The organism is Pseudoalteromonas sp. CNAT2-18.1, assembly GCF_022347865.1.
In the GTDB taxonomy this organism is placed as follows: domain Bacteria; phylum Pseudomonadota; class Gammaproteobacteria; order Enterobacterales; family Alteromonadaceae; genus Pseudoalteromonas; species Pseudoalteromonas ruthenica.
In genome coordinates, this window is the sequence record NZ_JAKRFR010000003.1 from 343,691 (window position 1) to 361,507 (window position 17,817).

The 17,817-nt window shown below is 49.0% G+C and carries 18 protein-coding genes; 12 read left to right on the top strand and 6 right to left on the bottom strand.

Translation table 11 applies throughout. The features are described from left to right. Positions 1-50: 50 nt before the first annotated feature. Positions 51-788: a hypothetical protein gene (locus MHM94_RS08405; RefSeq protein ID WP_235419291.1), complete on the bottom strand. Its 738-nt coding sequence runs from the start codon at positions 786-788 to the stop codon at positions 51-53. Between the two features lie 151 nt (positions 789-939). On the opposite strand from MHM94_RS08405, the gene MHM94_RS08410 reads away from it, so the two are divergent. Together MHM94_RS08410 and MHM94_RS08415 are read left to right on the top strand one after the other, a co-directional pair. Next, on the top strand, positions 940-2,073 hold the full coding sequence (locus tag MHM94_RS08410) for a histidine kinase (protein ID WP_235419290.1): 1,134 nt from the start codon (positions 940-942) through the stop codon (positions 2,071-2,073). Continuing rightward, positions 2,054-2,719 carry a response regulator transcription factor gene (locus MHM94_RS08415; protein ID WP_235419289.1) on the top strand — a complete coding sequence of 222 codons (666 nt, stop codon included), beginning with the start codon at positions 2,054-2,056 and terminating at the stop codon, positions 2,717-2,719. Before MHM94_RS08410 ends, MHM94_RS08415 begins: the two co-directional genes overlap by 20 nt. Here the strand turns inward: MHM94_RS08415 and MHM94_RS08420 are convergent. After that, positions 2,709-4,127, bottom strand: a complete 1,419-nt coding sequence (locus MHM94_RS08420) for a diguanylate cyclase (protein ID WP_235419288.1) — start codon at positions 4,125-4,127, stop codon at positions 2,709-2,711. The two genes, MHM94_RS08415 and MHM94_RS08420, sit on opposite strands and share 11 nt — an antisense overlap. Positions 4,128-4,255: 128 nt before the next feature. On the opposite strand from MHM94_RS08420, the gene MHM94_RS08425 reads away from it, so the two are divergent. Then, the gene (locus MHM94_RS08425; protein WP_022944263.1) at positions 4,256-4,489 is read left to right on the top strand and encodes a hypothetical protein; all 234 of its coding nucleotides are present in this window, start codon (positions 4,256-4,258) and stop codon (positions 4,487-4,489) included. Between the two features lie 57 nt (positions 4,490-4,546). Here MHM94_RS08425 and pepB read toward each other — a convergent pair whose 3' ends face one another. Next, positions 4,547-5,842 carry an aminopeptidase PepB gene (gene pepB, locus MHM94_RS08430; protein WP_045979682.1) on the bottom strand — a complete coding sequence of 432 codons (1,296 nt, stop codon included), beginning with the start codon at positions 5,840-5,842 and terminating at the stop codon, positions 4,547-4,549. A 78-nt stretch (positions 5,843-5,920) separates the two neighbouring features. On the opposite strand from pepB, the gene sfsA reads away from it, so the two are divergent. Beyond that, entirely contained in the window at positions 5,921-6,628 is a 708-nt protein-coding gene (gene sfsA, locus MHM94_RS08435; RefSeq protein ID WP_235419287.1) for a DNA/RNA nuclease SfsA, read from the top strand. Here the strand turns inward: sfsA and MHM94_RS08440 are convergent. Beyond that, the gene (locus MHM94_RS08440) at positions 6,600-9,158 is read right to left on the bottom strand and encodes a penicillin acylase family protein (protein WP_235419286.1); all 2,559 of its coding nucleotides are present in this window, start codon (positions 9,156-9,158) and stop codon (positions 6,600-6,602) included. The two genes, sfsA and MHM94_RS08440, sit on opposite strands and share 29 nt — an antisense overlap. A gap of 151 nt (positions 9,159-9,309) precedes the next feature. On the opposite strand from MHM94_RS08440, the gene MHM94_RS08445 reads away from it, so the two are divergent. From MHM94_RS08445 to MHM94_RS08480, 8 genes are all read left to right on the top strand, one after another. Then, on the top strand, positions 9,310-10,317 hold the full coding sequence (locus MHM94_RS08445) for an AraC family transcriptional regulator (RefSeq protein WP_235419285.1): 1,008 nt from the start codon (positions 9,310-9,312) through the stop codon (positions 10,315-10,317). Positions 10,318-10,510: 193 nt separating this feature from the next. Then, complete coding sequence (dksA, locus tag MHM94_RS08450) at positions 10,511-10,954, top strand: RNA polymerase-binding protein DksA (RefSeq protein ID WP_022944268.1); 444 nt, start codon at positions 10,511-10,513, stop codon at positions 10,952-10,954. Between the two features lie 6 nt (positions 10,955-10,960). Next, a complete protein-coding gene (gluQRS, locus tag MHM94_RS08455) occupies positions 10,961-11,905 on the top strand; it encodes a tRNA glutamyl-Q(34) synthetase GluQRS (RefSeq protein ID WP_235419284.1) in 945 nt (314 codons plus the stop codon). 77 nt (positions 11,906-11,982) lie between these two features. After that, the gene (pcnB, locus tag MHM94_RS08460; RefSeq protein WP_138509424.1) at positions 11,983-13,413 is read left to right on the top strand and encodes a polynucleotide adenylyltransferase PcnB; all 1,431 of its coding nucleotides are present in this window, start codon (positions 11,983-11,985) and stop codon (positions 13,411-13,413) included. Beyond that, positions 13,413-13,892 carry a 2-amino-4-hydroxy-6-hydroxymethyldihydropteridine diphosphokinase gene (folK, locus tag MHM94_RS08465; protein ID WP_235419283.1) on the top strand — a complete coding sequence of 160 codons (480 nt, stop codon included), beginning with the start codon at positions 13,413-13,415 and terminating at the stop codon, positions 13,890-13,892. Before pcnB ends, folK begins: the two co-directional genes overlap by 1 nt. A 12-nt stretch (positions 13,893-13,904) precedes the next feature. Then, positions 13,905-14,699 carry a 3-methyl-2-oxobutanoate hydroxymethyltransferase gene (gene panB / locus MHM94_RS08470; RefSeq protein ID WP_235419282.1) on the top strand — a complete coding sequence of 265 codons (795 nt, stop codon included), beginning with the start codon at positions 13,905-13,907 and terminating at the stop codon, positions 14,697-14,699. A 12-nt stretch (positions 14,700-14,711) separates the two neighbouring features. After that, entirely contained in the window at positions 14,712-15,563 is an 852-nt protein-coding gene (gene panC / locus MHM94_RS08475; protein WP_235419281.1) for a pantoate--beta-alanine ligase, read from the top strand. A gap of 20 nt (positions 15,564-15,583) precedes the next feature. Next, a complete protein-coding gene (locus MHM94_RS08480; protein WP_026111017.1) occupies positions 15,584-15,820 on the top strand; it encodes a hypothetical protein in 237 nt (78 codons plus the stop codon). A 27-nt stretch (positions 15,821-15,847) separates the two neighbouring features. On the opposite strand, the gene MHM94_RS08485 is transcribed toward MHM94_RS08480, so the two are convergent. Both MHM94_RS08485 and der read right to left on the bottom strand, forming a co-directional pair. Continuing rightward, positions 15,848-16,231: a VOC family protein gene (locus tag MHM94_RS08485; RefSeq protein WP_045979690.1), complete on the bottom strand. Its 384-nt coding sequence runs from the start codon at positions 16,229-16,231 to the stop codon at positions 15,848-15,850. Positions 16,232-16,323: 92 nt separating this feature from the next. After that, the gene (gene der, locus MHM94_RS08490) at positions 16,324-17,784 is read right to left on the bottom strand and encodes a ribosome biogenesis GTPase Der (protein WP_022944276.1); all 1,461 of its coding nucleotides are present in this window, start codon (positions 17,782-17,784) and stop codon (positions 16,324-16,326) included. Positions 17,785-17,817: the final 33 nt, after the last annotated feature.

The following is a 17,817-nucleotide window of genomic DNA, read 5'->3' on the forward strand; positions in this document are numbered from 1 at the left end:
TTTTTCTTTATTTGCCGCTCAGTGTAACTGCCTTTATAAAGAGCGCCAAGCTAGACACCATAGCGTCGACGATAGTGCTGCGCGGCGTACATCAAGCCCGCGCTACCTACCAAAGTGGGTAGCAGCCAACCAATTAACTGGGCATCACTTCCTAATACCGCATTAAATAGACGGCGTCCGCCAAAGGCACCAAAAGCTGTATATACACCAATACCGGAGCCTAACATGGCGCTTAGGTGTTCAATAACCCAGCTACGAGGCCGCAGAGAGGATCGGTAAATATAATGCGCCATAGTGACTGCGATAACCATGGCTAACACCGAAAACGCCAGCAATAACACTTGTTGCTGTTGCCACCCTAGGTAAAAGGTATAACAAGCACATAGAGCCAGTGCTGCAATAAGCCCAAGGTGAGCTGGCGTGCGTAATAAGGAACGCTGCTCCTTGGCCACCAACACTCGCCGACCATGATAAACCGACACCCACACCAATATTGATAACATGCTTAAAAACCATGCCATACGATGGTTAACCTGTAGATAGCGGCGCAACTCTTCTGCCGTGCTCAGGGAGTCGATATTGCGCGCGCCCAACGGGTCTAATAGCACTAGTGCACAGCACAAAAGGCCACTGCCTGCAATTGCGTACATCACATACGCATAGACCTTACCACTTTGATTGTGCAGCCGGGAGCCTTTGGCCGCGCACACTGGCAGCCAAAATAACACTAAAGCAATGCATCCTAATACAATATGTATATAAAGCGCCCCTTGATGTAACCAATACATAACTCTTCTCACTGTGTTGCCAATTAACAGTGTTAGAGTACAAACGCCATGCTGGCACGGTAAGTCACATTCGTCATTTTGGCGCATGACATCTGTCACAACATGCGTTGCACTGCTGGTGTTAGATGCGTGCTGTGGATATAGTTAAGAAATGAAAAAATACTTTCGTTATCAGTTATCTTGGTTAGTGGTCGTGCTCGTAACTTGGGCCGTTATCGCGATACCGCGCATCATGGTCAACACTGAGCATGGGGTTACTACATTAGCCACCATAGAAGTGGTGATACACACACTCATGTTGTTTTGCTTACTACTGGTCATAAACGAGCAAGAGCAAAGTTACGGCTACCCGGTACGCTATGTACTACTCGTTGTTATTGGCGCGGGCATTATCGGCCTGCAACTGCTCACTAGCGCAACACTGATTCTCATCTACATGGTGATGTTTAGCGCCATTTTAGTTTATTACTTGCCGCTGCGTTACTGTTACCTCAGCATTGCTGTTAACGCGGTACTCTTTTTACTCCTACAGCGATTTTATTGGCATCACCCATGGCCTGTTTTGAATACGCTTTCTACCAGCGCCTTTTGCTTATTCGCGTTAGTGGTGAGTCAACGCACAATGGCCGAACAGCAAGCCAAAGAAGCACTGCAAATCAGTAATGCTTCATTACAAACCACTCAAGCCTTATTAATCCAAGCTGGAGCAAGTGAAGAGCGCTTACACCTTGCGCGTGAACTGCATGATGATGTAGGCCATCAATTAACGAGCCTTATAATGCAACTAGATATTGCTCGGCGTACCGCCTCGGATACGCTTAAACCACAACTTGAACACTGTTATCAACATGCTCGGCAAACGCTTGCTAGTGTCCGCTCTGTGGTCAGTGATAAACGCAACCACAGCCCGATTGATTTACAGCCTACCTTAATGCAGTTAGCTGAAAGCACGCCACGCATTGCGGTGGTTGTACACTACCAAGCTCACCCACTGCTGGCACAACTTAATTATGCCCAATGTGTGCTGCGCTGTGCTCAAGAGGGAATTAGCAATGCTTTAAAGCATTCGCTTGCTACGGAGCTACATATACATTTATATAACCATAACCCACTGCGGTTGACGATAAGTGACAATGGTGGTCACTTACATAATCCAGTGCCTGGCAATGGCCTGTTGGGGCTAAAGGAGCGCGTTGAAACCTTGGGCGGCACGTTTACGTTCACCCCCAATAGCAAAGGCATGGTGTTAAATGCGGAGTTTCCCTATGCAAACGACAGCCATTAAAGTTCATCTGGTTGACGACCAACACTTAGTTCGTGCAGGGTTGGCGAGTTTGCTGGCGCTCGATAAGCGCATCCATGTCAGTGGTGAGTCTGTGGACGGCCAAGCCTTTTTAGAGTGTTATCAACAGGGAAACGTGGATGCGGATGTAATTCTACTGGATGTACGCATGCCACGATTAGACGGCATAGGCGTGCTACAGGCACTTGCGAAGTACCACGCGCCTCCCTGCCTTATCCTAACCACCTTCAACGACAGCGACATTTTGTTTCGGGCTATTGAGCACAACGCCAAAGGGTTCATGCTTAAGGATGCATCACTGGAAGAGTTAGTTGCGGGGATCACAGCACTCTCGCAAGGCGGTAGCGTATTACAACAAGCATTAAAAGAGGCGGTGATGGCTAAGCAGCGCAGTGTAGTAACGCCACAAGTACAGGGCTTAACAGCGCGCGAACAGCAAATTTTACAGCTTATTTGTGCAGGCTATGCCAATAAAGAAATCGCCGCTAAATTACACAAAGCACCAGGCACTATTCGCAACGCGGTATCGACGATATTAACTAAACTTGAAGTGCGCGATCGCACCCAAGCCACCATTAAAGCCATCGAATTAGGCCTGTACTGCGCTGCGAATACACCTAGTGATTAATACACACTTGATTACGACCCTGCTGCTTTGCCTTGTAGAGGCTTCCATCCGCACGACTGAGCGCAGAACCGATATCTTCACCTTGGTTAACGTGAGTAACACCGATGCTGCACGTCACGCGAAGTTCGGGGTAGTCATCAAAAGTAAGTTCACTAATGGCGATGCGAATTCGCTCGACAATGCCACGGCCTTGCTCAAGGTGGGCACTGAGTAACAATACAAACTCTTCGCCACCAAAACGAGCGGCTAAGTCATGCTCACGTAATTGCTTGGTGAGGCAATAGGCCACGCATTCCAACACTTCATCACCAGCCTGATGACCAAAGCGGTCATTCACCTTCTTAAATAAATCTAAATCGACAACCGCAATGCTGCTACTTTTTCCCTTTAGCCCACCGCAGCGTAAGCTGTGCTCAGCGGCGTCCATAAAGGCATTTCGCTGCATTAGCTGCGTCAAGTCGTCAAACCGAGCTTGGTGCTGCCAATAGTGTTTTGAATCGGTCTCATTGAGTAATTGCGACTGCAATAGCCGCCCGCCTATAGTCAACATAGAAAGGGTCACAATAAACGATTGCAGCATAAACAATGACTGCATGGGGGTATCTTGAATAAAAGGGCCAAAGTCATGACCAAAAAGCACCACCAGCGCCGCCACAACGGCTAACAATACCGAATACACAAAGACACTGGCGCAGACAAATATCATCACTAGTACGCAAGGCAAAACAGCAAAAATAAAGCCACCGAGCCAGAGTTTGGCTGTGAGCATCGCCGCCAAAGCCAGTACAATCGCCGCACATGCCAGCGCAGATTGACGCAGTGGCCATTGCTGTTGCTTCACAAAAGCATCAAAAAATGCGTAGACCAGCAAAGCACCTAAAATGTCGGAAAACAGCAATTGCAGCACATACTGAGCAAAGAGTTCGCTACCAATATACCCACCTAAAATAAGGTTGACCGTTAGCATCACCACAGACAACGCAATAGGTAGCAGATAAACTCGCACAACCAAGGTGACCAAGTCTTGAAAGCGGCTTAAGCCACTTTGTAAATGGCGTTTAACAAGCCCCGCCATCACCCAAGGCGCAAGTGTATCAATCAAAGCCGCGATACTGGTATGCACTACCCCATGGACCATGTCCGCCACCTGCATACCAGGATAATTAGCAGCGAAACTTGCAATAAAAACCACAATGGCCGATGCCTTGCCCAATCGCAAATACATCACTAGCGCTACACCAACACTGAGCCAAATCAAGGTAATATTAGCAGGCTGAGTCGCCATAAAGGTCATACCGAACTGCGCTAAAGCGTAGTACAACAGGCCGCCAATCAATAGCTTAGGAAACGTATTGAGATGAGGTAAGCGCGCGCTTGCATGAGATTGTGCTTTTACTGTCGGTGTCACAGCGAACCTGTCTAATGATTATTTATTATTTTGGGACGAAATATACCTTGTATGAGGTAGATCAATCCAATAAAAATTTACATTTGCTTAAATAATAGTCGCAAAATGTGACTAAAAGTGATTACCCCATGCAAAAAGCCACCCAACTCACCCTATTAAAATGCATCATCGTATTGGGACTGTTGCTCATTTTGAGTGGTCATAGCCTGCTTGTCGTGGATGGATTCCGCCAGTATTTTGGTATGTACAGCTATATGCTTGGCGCTATGTGTATTGCTATTGGGCTTATTCTCTCGCTCCCCACCAAAATATATCTAACCATTTTATTAATGCGCCATGAGGGCCACGATTCCAAGCTTTAAGTTAATTTTAGGCATAAAAAAAGCGGCGCAAGGCCGCTTTCTATCGAATTGTTAAAGTTACGACTTTTCTTGTAGCGTACGTGCAACCGTACGCATACCTTGTGTCGTTGCCCCAGCTGCCCACATGCCCGTAGCGGATGTTTGAAACGCTGCGGCTAAATCGATATGCACCCAGCCTTGGCCTTCATCACGAACAAAGCGAGACAAGAATCCGGCGGCGTTTGAGGCGCCACCAAAACCACCACCTTTTTGTGGACGACTATTAGCGGTGTCAGCATAAGGTGATGGACAGTTGTGCTGGTGGAACTTCTCCAATGGCAACGGCCATGCACCTTCAAATTCTTCTTTAGCGAAGCCTTCAACATCGCGTACCATGTCTTTGTCTAGGCCAAATAGGGCGTTATATTCCTGACCCACAGCCACTAACGCTGCACCCGTTAAGGTGGCTGCATTAATAATGGTTTTCGCCCCAGACTCACTGGCGGCCATCAAACCATCAGCTAGCACTAGACGGCCTTCGGCGTCGGTGTTCACAATTTCCACTGTGGTGCCGTTTTTATAGGTAAGGATGTCACCAAGTTTATATGCGTGCCCTGAAATCAGGTTCTCAGCACAACAAAGGTATAATTTTACTCGCTTATCTAAACCACGACTAATTGCCAGGGCCAAGCCTGCGGTGACGGTTGCTGCACCGCCCATATCGCACTTCATGCCCAGCATCCCTTCGCTCGGCTTGATTGAATAACCACCGGAATCAAAGGTGATCCCTTTACCAACAAGTGCAGAAGCCACTTCAGCGGCATCATCACCGGTGGGGTTAAAATCAAGCTCTAGTAGCACCGGTGGGCGCTCACTACCGCGACCGACTTCGTAAATACCAATCCACTGCTGCTCTTTTAGTGCTTCGCCTTTAATAATTTGATAGCTGACATGCTCAGGCGCCAGCGACTGAATAAACTCACCCGCCTTTTCTGCCAGGCTTTCTGGGTAAATTTCTTCTGCCGTGCCGTTGATCATCTGGCGCATCCAAGTCGCCGCTTGCTTAAGCGCTTGCAGCTCCTTAATGTCGCTTTGGTCGTTATCAACAAAGCTCACCCCATCGAGTACCTTAGGGCTAACAAAGCCTTGGTAGAATGCCCACTGACTTTCAGTGCACCAAGTATCGCCGCTTAACTGCACCGCTTTTACGCCTTGATTAGCTATGGCGCGGCCCGCCTTTTGTACGTTTTTAAGGGTTTCATCTTCACTTAAGTGCACCGTGGCACCTTGTTCATTGAAAGACACTGATGCAGATTCGCCCCAATGACTAGGCGCAGCTTGTTCACTTAGGTGTACTAAAAATTGTTGACTCATGTGGGTCCTCTTGGACTGTGATTACAATTACTAGCAGTTTACACTAGGGCTATGCAGTTCTAAAGCGAAGTGAGATTAATGTTATTTCCTGCCCCGTTACAAAGCGCCACCCTGCTAAAGCGCTATAAACGTTTCTTAGTGGATTTGCGCGACGAAGATGGTAATGAGTTCACCGTGCACTGTGCTAACACCGGTAAAATGACCGGCTGTGCCGAGCCTGGCGTGCAAGCCTACTACTCCACCAGCGACAACGCCAAACGCAAATACCCGCATAGTTTGGAGCTCAGTAGTAACGCCCAAGGGGATTTAATTTGTGTTAATACCGCCGTGGCTAATAAAGTCGCTATCGAGGCCATCAACAACGATGTGATCGAAGAACTGCAAGGCTATGAACAACTACACAGTGAAGTAAAATACGGTGCAGAAAATAGCCGTATCGACATACTGTTGCGCGATGCCGACAAAGCAGATTGCTATATCGAAGTAAAATCAGTGACCTTACTTGAGCACTCAGGACAGGGTTACTTCCCCGACGCGCAAACGCTACGTGGGCAAAAACACCTGCGCGAGTTAACCGCCATGCGCCAACAAGGAAAGCGGGCGGTGTTACTGTTTGCTGTGCTACACAGCGGCATCAACCAAGTCAGCGCCGCCACCCATATTGATCCGGTTTACGCCGACCTCCTGCGCCAAGCGCAGCAAGCCGGCGTTGAAGTGTTAGCCTATAAAGCCCGTATCAGTGCCGAGGAGGTCACCCTCACTCAGCGCTTGGCTTTTCAAGACTAATACTCATCTCGGCAATCAAGTTGTTGCTAATGTCGCCCTCAGAAAAATACAGCGGGCGCAAAGCGGCTTGTTGCGAGTAATAACGGCTTTGGTCGTCGAAGTGTGGTGAGTCTGAGTGTGAGCTCTGAGACATGGTCAGCAATCCTTTGGCAACCGGGCCGTTCTCGGTAAAGTTCATCACAAACATCCAACTTGAGCCATAGTTGATGGGGTAACCAGATGCACTAAGATTGGAAGCCAGTGGTGCGCCGCTAAGCGCATCATTGAGCACGGGGTAGCTGACATAGGGGATCACCGTCGAATCGGAAAGCCCACGGCGGTCAAAGCGAAATACATTAAAGCCGCCTTCGACATGCATAGGGCCCGCCCAGGGGAGTTTTTCTCCTGAGGCCATGCCCCCGGCCAGTGTTTTTTCAACGAACTGCAACTCACCCAAGGTCGCATCCAGGGCAAAACCATTGTCGGTCACATTTAGTACCGCATGTGCCAGAGTTCGCAATGCTGAGCCATCGGGGCGCAACGTGTTCGGAGTATTTGCAGCATCGATGCTGGAGAAGTTATCAAACAAATGCACTGCTGGGTCAAATAAATGCGCAAACTCGCGGATCAGCGCAGCGCCTTTGGTCTGCAGGGTCATCTTGCCGTCAAACTGAGCCAACAGCGCGCAGGCATCACTTAAGTCAACCGCCCGACCATCAAGGTTAATAGGCTCGCTGCCCTGAGCCTGACATTGGTTTACAAGCTCCGGAAAGACCAAGTCATAAAGGTAAATATCATTGCCAATTAACGCTTGCTCGAGCTCAGCTAATGAGAACTTACCGTCTTCGCCACCGCCTTCACGCAGTAGCTTTAGCCCCATGCGCGTGCGCAGTGATTGCGGGTATTGCACGTCACCATATTGCGCGGCAAACCCTGACAGCGGTTGCTCGGGGTTGGTAAGCCAATAACTGTCATTGGAATTTTGTACATAATCGCTGCGCTCTAACTTCGGTGCCTCGGCATAAGGCACGACACCATCAGCGGCAAATAATGAAGTATCGCCAGGGACTAAATCGAACCCTGTTTGCTCACGTAATGCCACTAATTGTGGCTCTAATCGCAGCGCCAAGTTAGCGGTTTCCCCTACTTTTAGAACGGTGGAGTCATCAATAAAAAAGGCATTGCCGTGCTTGTCCGCTGCCATGGTATTGTTAAAGGATACGCCATCAAATTCGGCAAATGCTGCTTTCATGTCGTCCAAGCTACTGGCGGCATTCATACGCGACCAAAAGCCCACCACATCCATATTAAATTCGTTGGCATCTTTAATGGTAAATGCGTGACTGTCACTCCACCCTAATCCTTGCGCGGCTGGGGTCTCGATCATCAAGCCTTGATGTGAGTAATAGTAGTCTTTCGTCAAGGTAATACTCTGCCCTGGTGCAATGGCAACATCGACATTGATGGTTTTGCTGTTAATGGCCATAGGCTCACCATCTAAGGTGTAACTTAAGCGGTCATTGTCACTGAGCGCTAACTGGTAAATAATGAAATGCCGAGCCTTGGAGAAGGTATGAGTCCAAGCGACATGCTCATTAAAGCCGATATTGACCACACCCGGCATGCCCTGCAAGCTGCCGCCCATGACATTGAGTGATTCAGGGATGGTCAAATGCGATTGCCAGAACCTGAGGTTACCGCGATGCGGAAAATGCGGGTTCGCTAACAAGCCACCCATGCCATTTTCCATTTTATCTTTACCTAACCCCCAACCGTTCGAGCCCAAGTGCTCATACTTCTTTTCTAGCTTTAAGGTTTTCGTACGGGCATTCAAATTGGCGGCAAAACTCTGCGCCACCGCCCCGCTTTGGGCCATAACTGGCAGGTATTCATCGCCCTCACCAGGGTTGGCATAAAAGGCTAAATCAAGAAAGTTGGCAGAGCTTGCTAATTGCACTGTGGCCATAGAGTAGGCCAGCATATCTTCAGGGGTGAGCGTGATCACCCAAGGTTGTGAGGCGCACTCGGGGGCGAGATTATCAGCCCCGATGTCACTGATATACTTATTAAACCCAGCAACAAAGCCTTGATAATGGGCGCGACTTTGCGCATCGAGCTGGCCGTAATTTTCTGCAGCATAATCATTAACGCCCAAGGCCTTATAGCCAAAGTCTGAAATCAAATGAGCGGAGTCGCCGCTGCCAGGGACTTCATCTGGGCCAAAGTAACGGCTACGGTGGCCTCGCACTTTGACGATTTGGTCCATCAACACACAGGCGTTATCTTTGGCATAGGCGTAGCCACTACCAAATGCCAAGCTCTCAACATTGTCTGCTTTAATATGGGGAACGCCGTAAGTGGTCCAACGTATATCAGCGTTTAACGTACCATCGTCATCAAACAGCACCAGAGGTTTAGCTTCAGGGTCCGGTTGTACTGGGTCCGGGGTTTCGACCACAGGCGAGGTATTGTCATCGGAGTCAGAGCCGCAACCATTTAAGGTTAGTGCGCTGATGACGGCAAGGCACAGCGGCGTAAACGATGTTTTCATAGGGTGTCCTTCTCTATTGTTATTCTACTTGCTCTGCTTCACCTTGCCCTAAGCTCAGGTGTAAATCTTGACCTATAACGCCAAAAATTGACTTTACGCGCCAATTAGCGCAGCGTGGATAAAGAACAATAAAATAATAACAAATAGCACTATGAGTCCCTCTTTTGTCAGCCATCAAGTACTGCGTTCTTTGGTTTTGTTTTTAGAAACAAAGGGGCTGAAACGAGTCGACGCCTTGCACCAGCTGCGCTGCGATGAGCAGGCACTACACCAGCCCAGTGAAAGTTTTCACCTAGGCCATTACCACCGTCTAATGCTTTGGGCGCATCAGCAACTCAATTGCGCACATATCGGCTTATACTTTGGCGTGCAGTTAGACCTTGAGCGCTGGGGCGTGCTTGGTCACCTTGCTGCCGTGAGCCCTAATTTACACCGGGTCATTGACTACGGACGTCGATTTCATCCATTAGTGCGCCACACCCAAAGCCTTACCTTTCACCAGCGAGCGCAAACGCTAACTTTGGATTTAGGGCCCACGCAGTCGCATTGTTACTACGTAATTGATGAGCTTTTTGCTAGCTGGCTAAGCTTTGCTCGCATGTATGTCTTGCAAGCTGAGCAGCTGACGCCGGTTGCCGTGCACCTAATGCGCTCGCCACCTAATAACACCAAGGAACAGCGTATTTACGAAAACGTGTTTAAATGTCCAGTGTACTTCAATAGCAGCACTAACAGCATGACCATCGCACGGGGGTTGCTTAGCCAACCTCTCAAGCAGCCCGATACCACCCTAGAGCAGCTGTTACTGCATCAGGCTCAACAACAACTGGATGCGCGCTTTGATTTACGCGAAAAAGTAAAACAACAACTGGTAGCGCATTTGCCACAGCGGCTCAATGTAGAGCAAGCGGCGCAACTGTGCGCTGTGCCAACACGCACATTGCAGCGTCATCTGGCGCAGCAGCAAACAAGCTTTTCGAAATTATTGGATGAAGCCCGTGCACGTCTGGCTTTACAGCTCTTTGAGTCCGGTTACAAAGCCATTGATATTGCAACAAAACTTGGTTTTTCTGAGCAAAGTGCGTTGCAACGAGCTTTCAAGCGCTGGTACGGCAAATCACCAAAACGTTATCTTATTACAAAAAACAACTTGAAATAGTGATCAAGAACACCATATAAAGCTGAATTAAGAAAAGAATAAACGCCACACTTTATCGTTCCTTTTTACCAGTCATGATGGATTCAGTCGCCATCGGGTTAAGAAAAAAGTGTTTGCTAAGGGGGTGGTATTCTGCTATTTATAGCCGCCGGTTATTTCCGGGGACTGTATATTAAGGATTTAGGAGAGTGTTATGCCAGAGCAGCGTAAACTAGGGTTAATCGCTCAGGCGGGGTTAGAACCGTATCAAGAACAGCCAGGCGAAGAGTATATGAATGAGCAGCAACGTGCTCACTTTCGCAAAATTCTGGAATCATGGCGTAACGAACTGAGAAACGAAGTTGACCGCACCAAGACCCATATGGCGGATGAAGCGGCTAATTTTCCAGACCCAGTCGATCGTGCCGCGCAAGAGGAAGAGTTCTCTTTGGAACTTCGCACTCGTGACCGCGAACGTAAGCTAATTAAAAAGATTGAAAAAACCCTCACACTCATCGATGAAGACGAGTTTGGTTATTGCGAATCTTGTGGTATTGAAATCGGTATTCGCCGCTTAGAAGCGCGACCAACTGCAGATTTGTGTGTGGACTGTAAATCACTCGCTGAGATTAAAGAGAAGCAAGCCGGTCGCGGTTAATCAACCATGACAACTACGGGTTTGGGCACGAGCACACCTGCCGCGCGCCATTACGTTGGCCGTTTTGCCCCTTCCCCATCCGGTCCCCTGCATTTCGGCTCTCTGGTAGCTGCTCTTGGTAGCTACCTAGATGCCCGCTGTCATCATGGCCGCTGGCTCGTTCGCATTGAAGATATTGACACTCCACGCGTCAAAGCCGGCGCTGATACCGACATTCTAAAAACCCTCGAAGCCTATGCACTGCATTGGCATGGTGACGTCGTTTACCAAAGCCAACGTATAGAGCGCTATCAAGCAATCACCGATGAACTTTATGACCGAGGTTTAATTTACCGCTGTCAATGCACCCGCAAACAAATTAAAGCCATGGGCGGCGTCTATGACAATCGCTGCCGCAACTTGACGGTGAGCGGTGATGAATATGCCCTCAGATTAGTTCAAAACCAGATTGTCGAGCGTTTTCAAGACCGCCTTCAAGGCGAGGTAAAAGTGTTGGCGCAACAAGCACGCGAAGACTACATTATTAAGCGCCGGGACGGCTTGTTCGCATATCAACTGGTCGTGGTCATCGATGACATTGACCAAGGCATTACCGATGTGGTCCGTGGTGCCGACTTACTTATCCCCAGCGCACGGCAAATCGGCTTATTTACTGAACTAGGGGCAACCCCGCCAAGCTATATGCACCTGCCGTTAGCTGTGGCTAGCCCGGGCTTTAAGCTGTCGAAGCAAAATTACGCGCCAGCTATTGAGCGCGCACACCCTCAACCAGCTCTATTAGATGCATTACGCTTTTTAGGTTTTCAACCTGACCCTGAACTGCTCCATGAGCGCGCTGCAACCATTGTTGATTGGGCTGTTAGCCAATACCCTAAAGTACAGCTGCGTCAGGCCCTAGAAGTGCAAGTAAGTGAAGATGAAGCGGGCAACACCGAATTAACCACCCTATAAAGCCGTGATTTTTTGCTCCCTCGCTTAATTTTTCCGCCGCGCTGGTATATTATAAGCCACTTCTAAAATCGCCATAAATGCAGCCTAGGAGAGCGATTATCATTTCCAAATTGTTTCATTTTTGCCGACAAGCACTGTCCGCAAAAGAGCACATTGACGCCCACTCAGCAACCGTAGGGACGCTCGACGAGCCGGTGATTATCCCCCGCAGCGAGCACGGGATTTCGCGCAGCCAGTTTAGTCCCAACGCGTTAAAAGTATTATACCGACTCAAAGACGGTGGTTTTGAAGCCTACCTGGTCGGTGGTTGTGTGCGCGATTTGCTACTGGGTCTGCAACCAAAAGACTTTGATGTCGTTACTAATGCAACGCCAGAGCAGGTTAAGAAGCTGTTTCGTAACTGTCGTTTAATTGGTCGTCGCTTTCGTCTCGCGCATATCGTATTTGGCCGCGAGATCATTGAAGTCGCGACCATGCGTGGTCACCACGAGGCGCAAGACTCAAAAAATAACGTCAGTCAGTCATCTGAGCATGGTCAACTGCTGCGCGACAACGTCTACGGTACTATCGACGAAGATGCCGAGCGCCGTGATTTCACTATCAATGCGCTGTACTACTCAATTAAAGATTTCTGCATTTATGATTACGCTAATGGCGTCGCAGCCATTAAAGGCCGCCGCATAGAGCTTATTGGCGATCCAGAGACACGCTACCGCGAAGACCCTGTGCGTATGTTGCGTGCCATTCGCTTTGCCACCAAATTAGACATGAGCATTAGCAGCGCTACAGCAAAACCCATTACTGAATTGGCTGACTTACTTGCGCATATCCCGCCGGCTCGTTTGTTTGAAGAGTGTTTGAAGTTGTTTTTGGGCGGCAAAGCCGAAGCTAATTTCCATGCTTTGCGCCAATATGGGTTATTTAAGTATTTATTTCCCGCATTGGACAAGCTGCTTGATGCCAACCCTGGTGGTCAAGAAGAGCGTTTTATAGCACAGATGTTTGCCAATACCGATGTGCGGATTAACGGCGACAAGAAAGTTACCCCGGCGTTTATTTTTGCCGCACTGCTGTGGTTCCCGCTGTTAGAGCGTTGTCAGTTGTTGATGCAACGCGATCAATTGCCACATTTTGAAGCCTTGGCTGCGGCCATGAACCAAATTTTATCGGAAAACGCCCGACATGTGGCAGTGCCAAAGCGCTTCACGCTAGGAGCACGAGACATTTGGCATATTCAACACCGCTTTGATAAACGCGGTGGCCAACGTGCCTATCGCCTGAGCCAGCAACCACGCTTTAAAGCCGCTTACGACTTTATGTTGCTACTGGTAGATAGCGGTCAAGAAGACCTAAAAGAGCTGGCTGATTGGTGGAGTGCCTACCTTAATGCTGATGTAAACGGTCAAAAGATGATGGTCAAAGCCCTAGGAGGCAATAACCGCCCACGCCGGCGTCGTCGTAGCGGCGGCTCACGCAACCGCAATAAACCTAAGGGTGAGTCACAATAATGACTCAGGTGTACTTAGGATTAGGTGCAAACCAAGGCGACCCTATCGCCCAATTACACCATGCCATTACTGAACTCAAGGCTCTGCCGGGCACCACAGCACACCGCTGCTCGGCGCTGTACGCCAGTAAACCTATGGGACCGCAAGATCAGCCCGACTATGTGAATGCGGTGCTCGCAATGCAATGCACCTTAGGCGCACACCAACTGCTCGATGCCACTCAAGCGATTGAACAACGACTCGGTCGAGTGCGCAAGGCCGAGCGCTGGGGGCCACGTACTTTAGATATCGATATCCTCTTATTTGGCCAGCAATGCATTGATGATGCCCGCCTCACAGTGCCACATTACGGTATGAAAGAGCGTGAATTTGTGCTCTACCCACTTCATGAGCTAGCTCCTGATTTACAACTACCAGATGGCAGCTCGCTGCAACGCCTCGTGGCCAATACCCCACGCAATGGCTTAGAACAACTCTAATAAGGACAGCATATGGCGAAGATCTCAGTTTCTACTCTGGCAAAGAAAAAACAAGCAGGTGAAAAAATAACCTCGCTTACAGCCTATGATGCCAGTTTTGCCAAACTTTTTGCCGACAATGGCGTTGATGCCGTATTGGTCGGTGACTCCCTCGGCATGGTGCTGCAAGGCAGTGATGATACGCTCGCAGTCAGCATAGAGGATATTGCATATCACACGCGTTGCGTTCGTGCTGGCAGCCGCGATTTGTTTGTCATCGCTGATATGCCATTTATGACTTACAACACTGTTTCTGCAAGCTGCGAGAATGCTGCCAAGCTGATGCGTGCTGGTGCCAACATGGTTAAGGTGGAAGGCGGCGAGTGGCTGCATGACAGTATCCAAGCCCTCACTCAGCAAGGCGTGCCGGTCTGTGGACATTTGGGGCTAACGCCGCAATCGGTCCATGTATTTGGCGGCTTTAAAATTCAAGGCCGTGACCAAGCGCAAGCGCAGAAAATGATTGCCGATGCGCAAGCATTAGAGCAAGCTGGAGCGCAGCTTTTGGTACTTGAATGCATTCCAAGCGCCTTAGCCAAAGCCATCACCGATGCGGTGAGTATTCCCACTATAGGCATTGGCGCGGGCAACCAGACCGATGGACAGATTCTGGTTATGCATGATTTAGTCGGTATTTCCGCAGGGTATATTCCTAAATTCTCGAAAAACTTTCTTGCCGAAACCGGTAACATGCCTGCGGCGGTGCAGAAGTTTTGTGAAGATGTAAAAAGTGGTGCCTTTCCTGGCCCTGATCATGAATTCAATTAGACGAAGATAGCTATGCAGACTACCAGCGAAATTCGCTCACTACGCAGCCAAATTAAGTCTTGGCGCCAAGCGGGGTTGAGCACCGCCTTTGTTCCAACTATGGGCAACTTACATGAGGGACACTACTCACTTGTTGATAAAGCGAAAACGTTAGCAGATAAGGTGGTCGTCAGTATTTTTGTTAATCCCATGCAATTTGGTGCCAATGAGGACTTAGATGCGTACCCGCGTACCTTAAAAGCTGATCAACAGGGGTTGAGTGAGCGCGGTGCCGATTACTTATTTACTCCCACGGTACAAACCATCTACCCCAATGGCTTAGAAAGTCAAAGCTATGTTGACGTCCCTGGCGTGTCATTGGGTTATTGCGGCGGTGCCCGCCCAGGACACTTTCGCGGTGTTGCCACTGTGGTCACTAAGCTGTTCAATTTAGTACAGCCTGACTTCGCCTGTTTTGGCGAGAAGGACTTTCAACAGCTACAAGTTATAAAAACCATGGTGCGCGACCTGTCCATGCCTATAGAGGTCATCGGTGTACCAACCCAACGAGATGTGAATGGTTTAGCACTAAGCTCTCGGAATAACTATCTTAATGAAGCGCAAAAGCAGCAAGCGAGCACCTTGTTTACTACCTTGCAGTGGGTCAAAGAACAAATACAGGCCGGTGATAACGACTTTGCCGACTTGGAGCATCAAGCTATCGCCCGCATAGAACAGCAAGGGCTGCGTATTGATTACTTTAATGTGGCTGAGCGCAATCGACTGACAGCAGCGACAGCCAAAGACTCTGAGCTGGTGTTATTAGTGGCCGCCTATTTGGATAAAGTGAGACTTATCGATAATTTAACGCTAGACTGCAGCTAAGTAACAGAAAAATAAAAGGGATGAATACCATGAAAGCGATTTTCGCGTTAGCTCTAGTCGCCGCTCTAAGTGGCTGTCAGAACAGTGTGGAAAACCCTGAGCTTAACCAGTGTGCGCAGCAAAATTTTCAGTGTGAAACCAACTGTAGCAACAGCACCGTTGAAGAGAGTATGACCAACACCGTGTGCGTGGCCCAGTGCCAAGAAATCTACAACCGCTGTAAAGAGCAAGCCGAAAAGCTCGGCGAAATTCAATAACCAAACAAGCCGCCTAGAGCGGCTTTTTTATGGCTCATTGCTGAGCACAACTAAAGTCCCCTCCAGGGTGCGCACATAGGCGTAGGTGAGCCCTTGATGAGTTGCCGGTGGCGACAGTGGTTCAGCCCCAGCAGCCACCGCTTTAGCAAAGCTCTGGGCAACATTATCGCAGCATAGGCTCAACTCAAACCCCAGTGCCGGCTGCTTTGGCTGGGTACGGATATATTCTTGGCGAAAGCGTGATTGCGCAAATGGATGGCTGGCAAAGGCGATTTTGGCGACCCCGCAGGCTAGTTCGCCGTAAGTGCCTTGCTCGTCAATGTAGTGTGTCGATAAGCCAAAAGCTTGGTAATAAAAATCCAGCACTTCTTCGACATTATCAACGAAGATAGTCGTCCCTACGCACTTCATAGCCACTCGTTTTATTTCTGAACAATAGCTTAAGAATAGCGCTAAGGGCGTATAAAATAAACAAAAACGGCGCTCTAATTGCGCCGCTTTCATTACTTACCTTTAGACTCTTGGCTGATTTTTTTCAGCTTCCGTCGCTGTGATAAGGTCATTTTATTACTGCGTCCCGCATAAGGGTTATCCCCTTCACGGAATTCAATTTTGATTGGCGTCCCCATGATGTCTAGAGCTTTGCGATAATAGTTCATTAAGTAACGCTTATAGCTATCCGGCAACTCATGTACTTGGTTACCATGAATAACGATACGCGGTGGGTTATAGCCACCGGCGTGCGCATACTTTAACTTCACTCGACGACCACGCACCAAAGGTGGTTGGTGATCCGCCTGTGCCATATCCATGATCCGCCGTAACATCGCCGTACTAATGCGTTTAGTGGCGCTATCAAAGGCTTCTTCCACCGACTCAAATAAATGCCCTACCCCAGTGCCGTGCAGCGCTGAGATAAAGTGAATACGCGCAAAGTCAACAAAGCCAAGACGACGGTCTAACTCAGACTTAATACGGTCTTTGACATCGGTATCCAGTCCGTCCCATTTATTTACCGCCAATACCAAGGAGCGTCCGGCATTGAGGGCAAAGCCAAGCAAGCTTAGGTCTTGATCGGAAATGCCTGTGCGCGCATCAATCACCAACAGCACGACGTTCGCATCTTCTATGGCCTTGAGCGTTTTAATCACCGAAAACTTCTCAACCACATCACTGACTTTCTTGCGCTTTCGAACACCGGCGGTGTCTATCAACACATACTCGCGCTCATTGCGAGTCATAGGAATATAAATGGAGTCTCGTGTGGTACCTGGCATATCATAAACAATCACCCGCTCTTCACCAAGGATACGGTTAGTAAGTGTTGACTTACCAACATTAGGGCGACCAATAATAGCCAACTTTATGGCTTGATTCTCCAGCTCTTGCTGAGCTTCGTCACTCAGCTCACCGTCGTGATCAAACGCAGCAAAGGCTTCTTCCTCAGTGCCAGCCTCTAATGCGCTGAGCTCTTCGATAACCGGGTGCAATGCTGTAGTAAGTAGCCCAGCTATACCACGACCGTGGGCAGCTGCAATCTGGTATACCTCTCCGAGGGCTAACTGATAAAACTCCGCACAGTTGGAATCAGCATCGATGCCGTCGGTTTTATTTGCTACCAAGAACACCTTTTTTTCCTGCTTACGCAGGTGGTGGGCAATGGCCTGATCAGCCACCGTCATGCCAGCTCGAGCATCGACTAAAAACAGCACCACATCGGCTTCATCAATCGCCAACAGCGATTGCTCTGCCATTTCTGTTTCTATGCCCTCTTCAGAGCCATCGATACCACCGGTGTCGACCACAATAAAGTCATAGCCATCATAGCTCGCTTGACCATATTTACGATCACGAGTGAGCCCGGGAAAATCAGCAACGAGCGCATCTCGAGTGCGAGTTAAGCGGTTAAACAATGTCGACTTACCAACATTAGGTCGCCCCACTAAGGCGATCACAGGAAGCATAATATACCTCTTAAACAACAAAAAAGCTCCGCC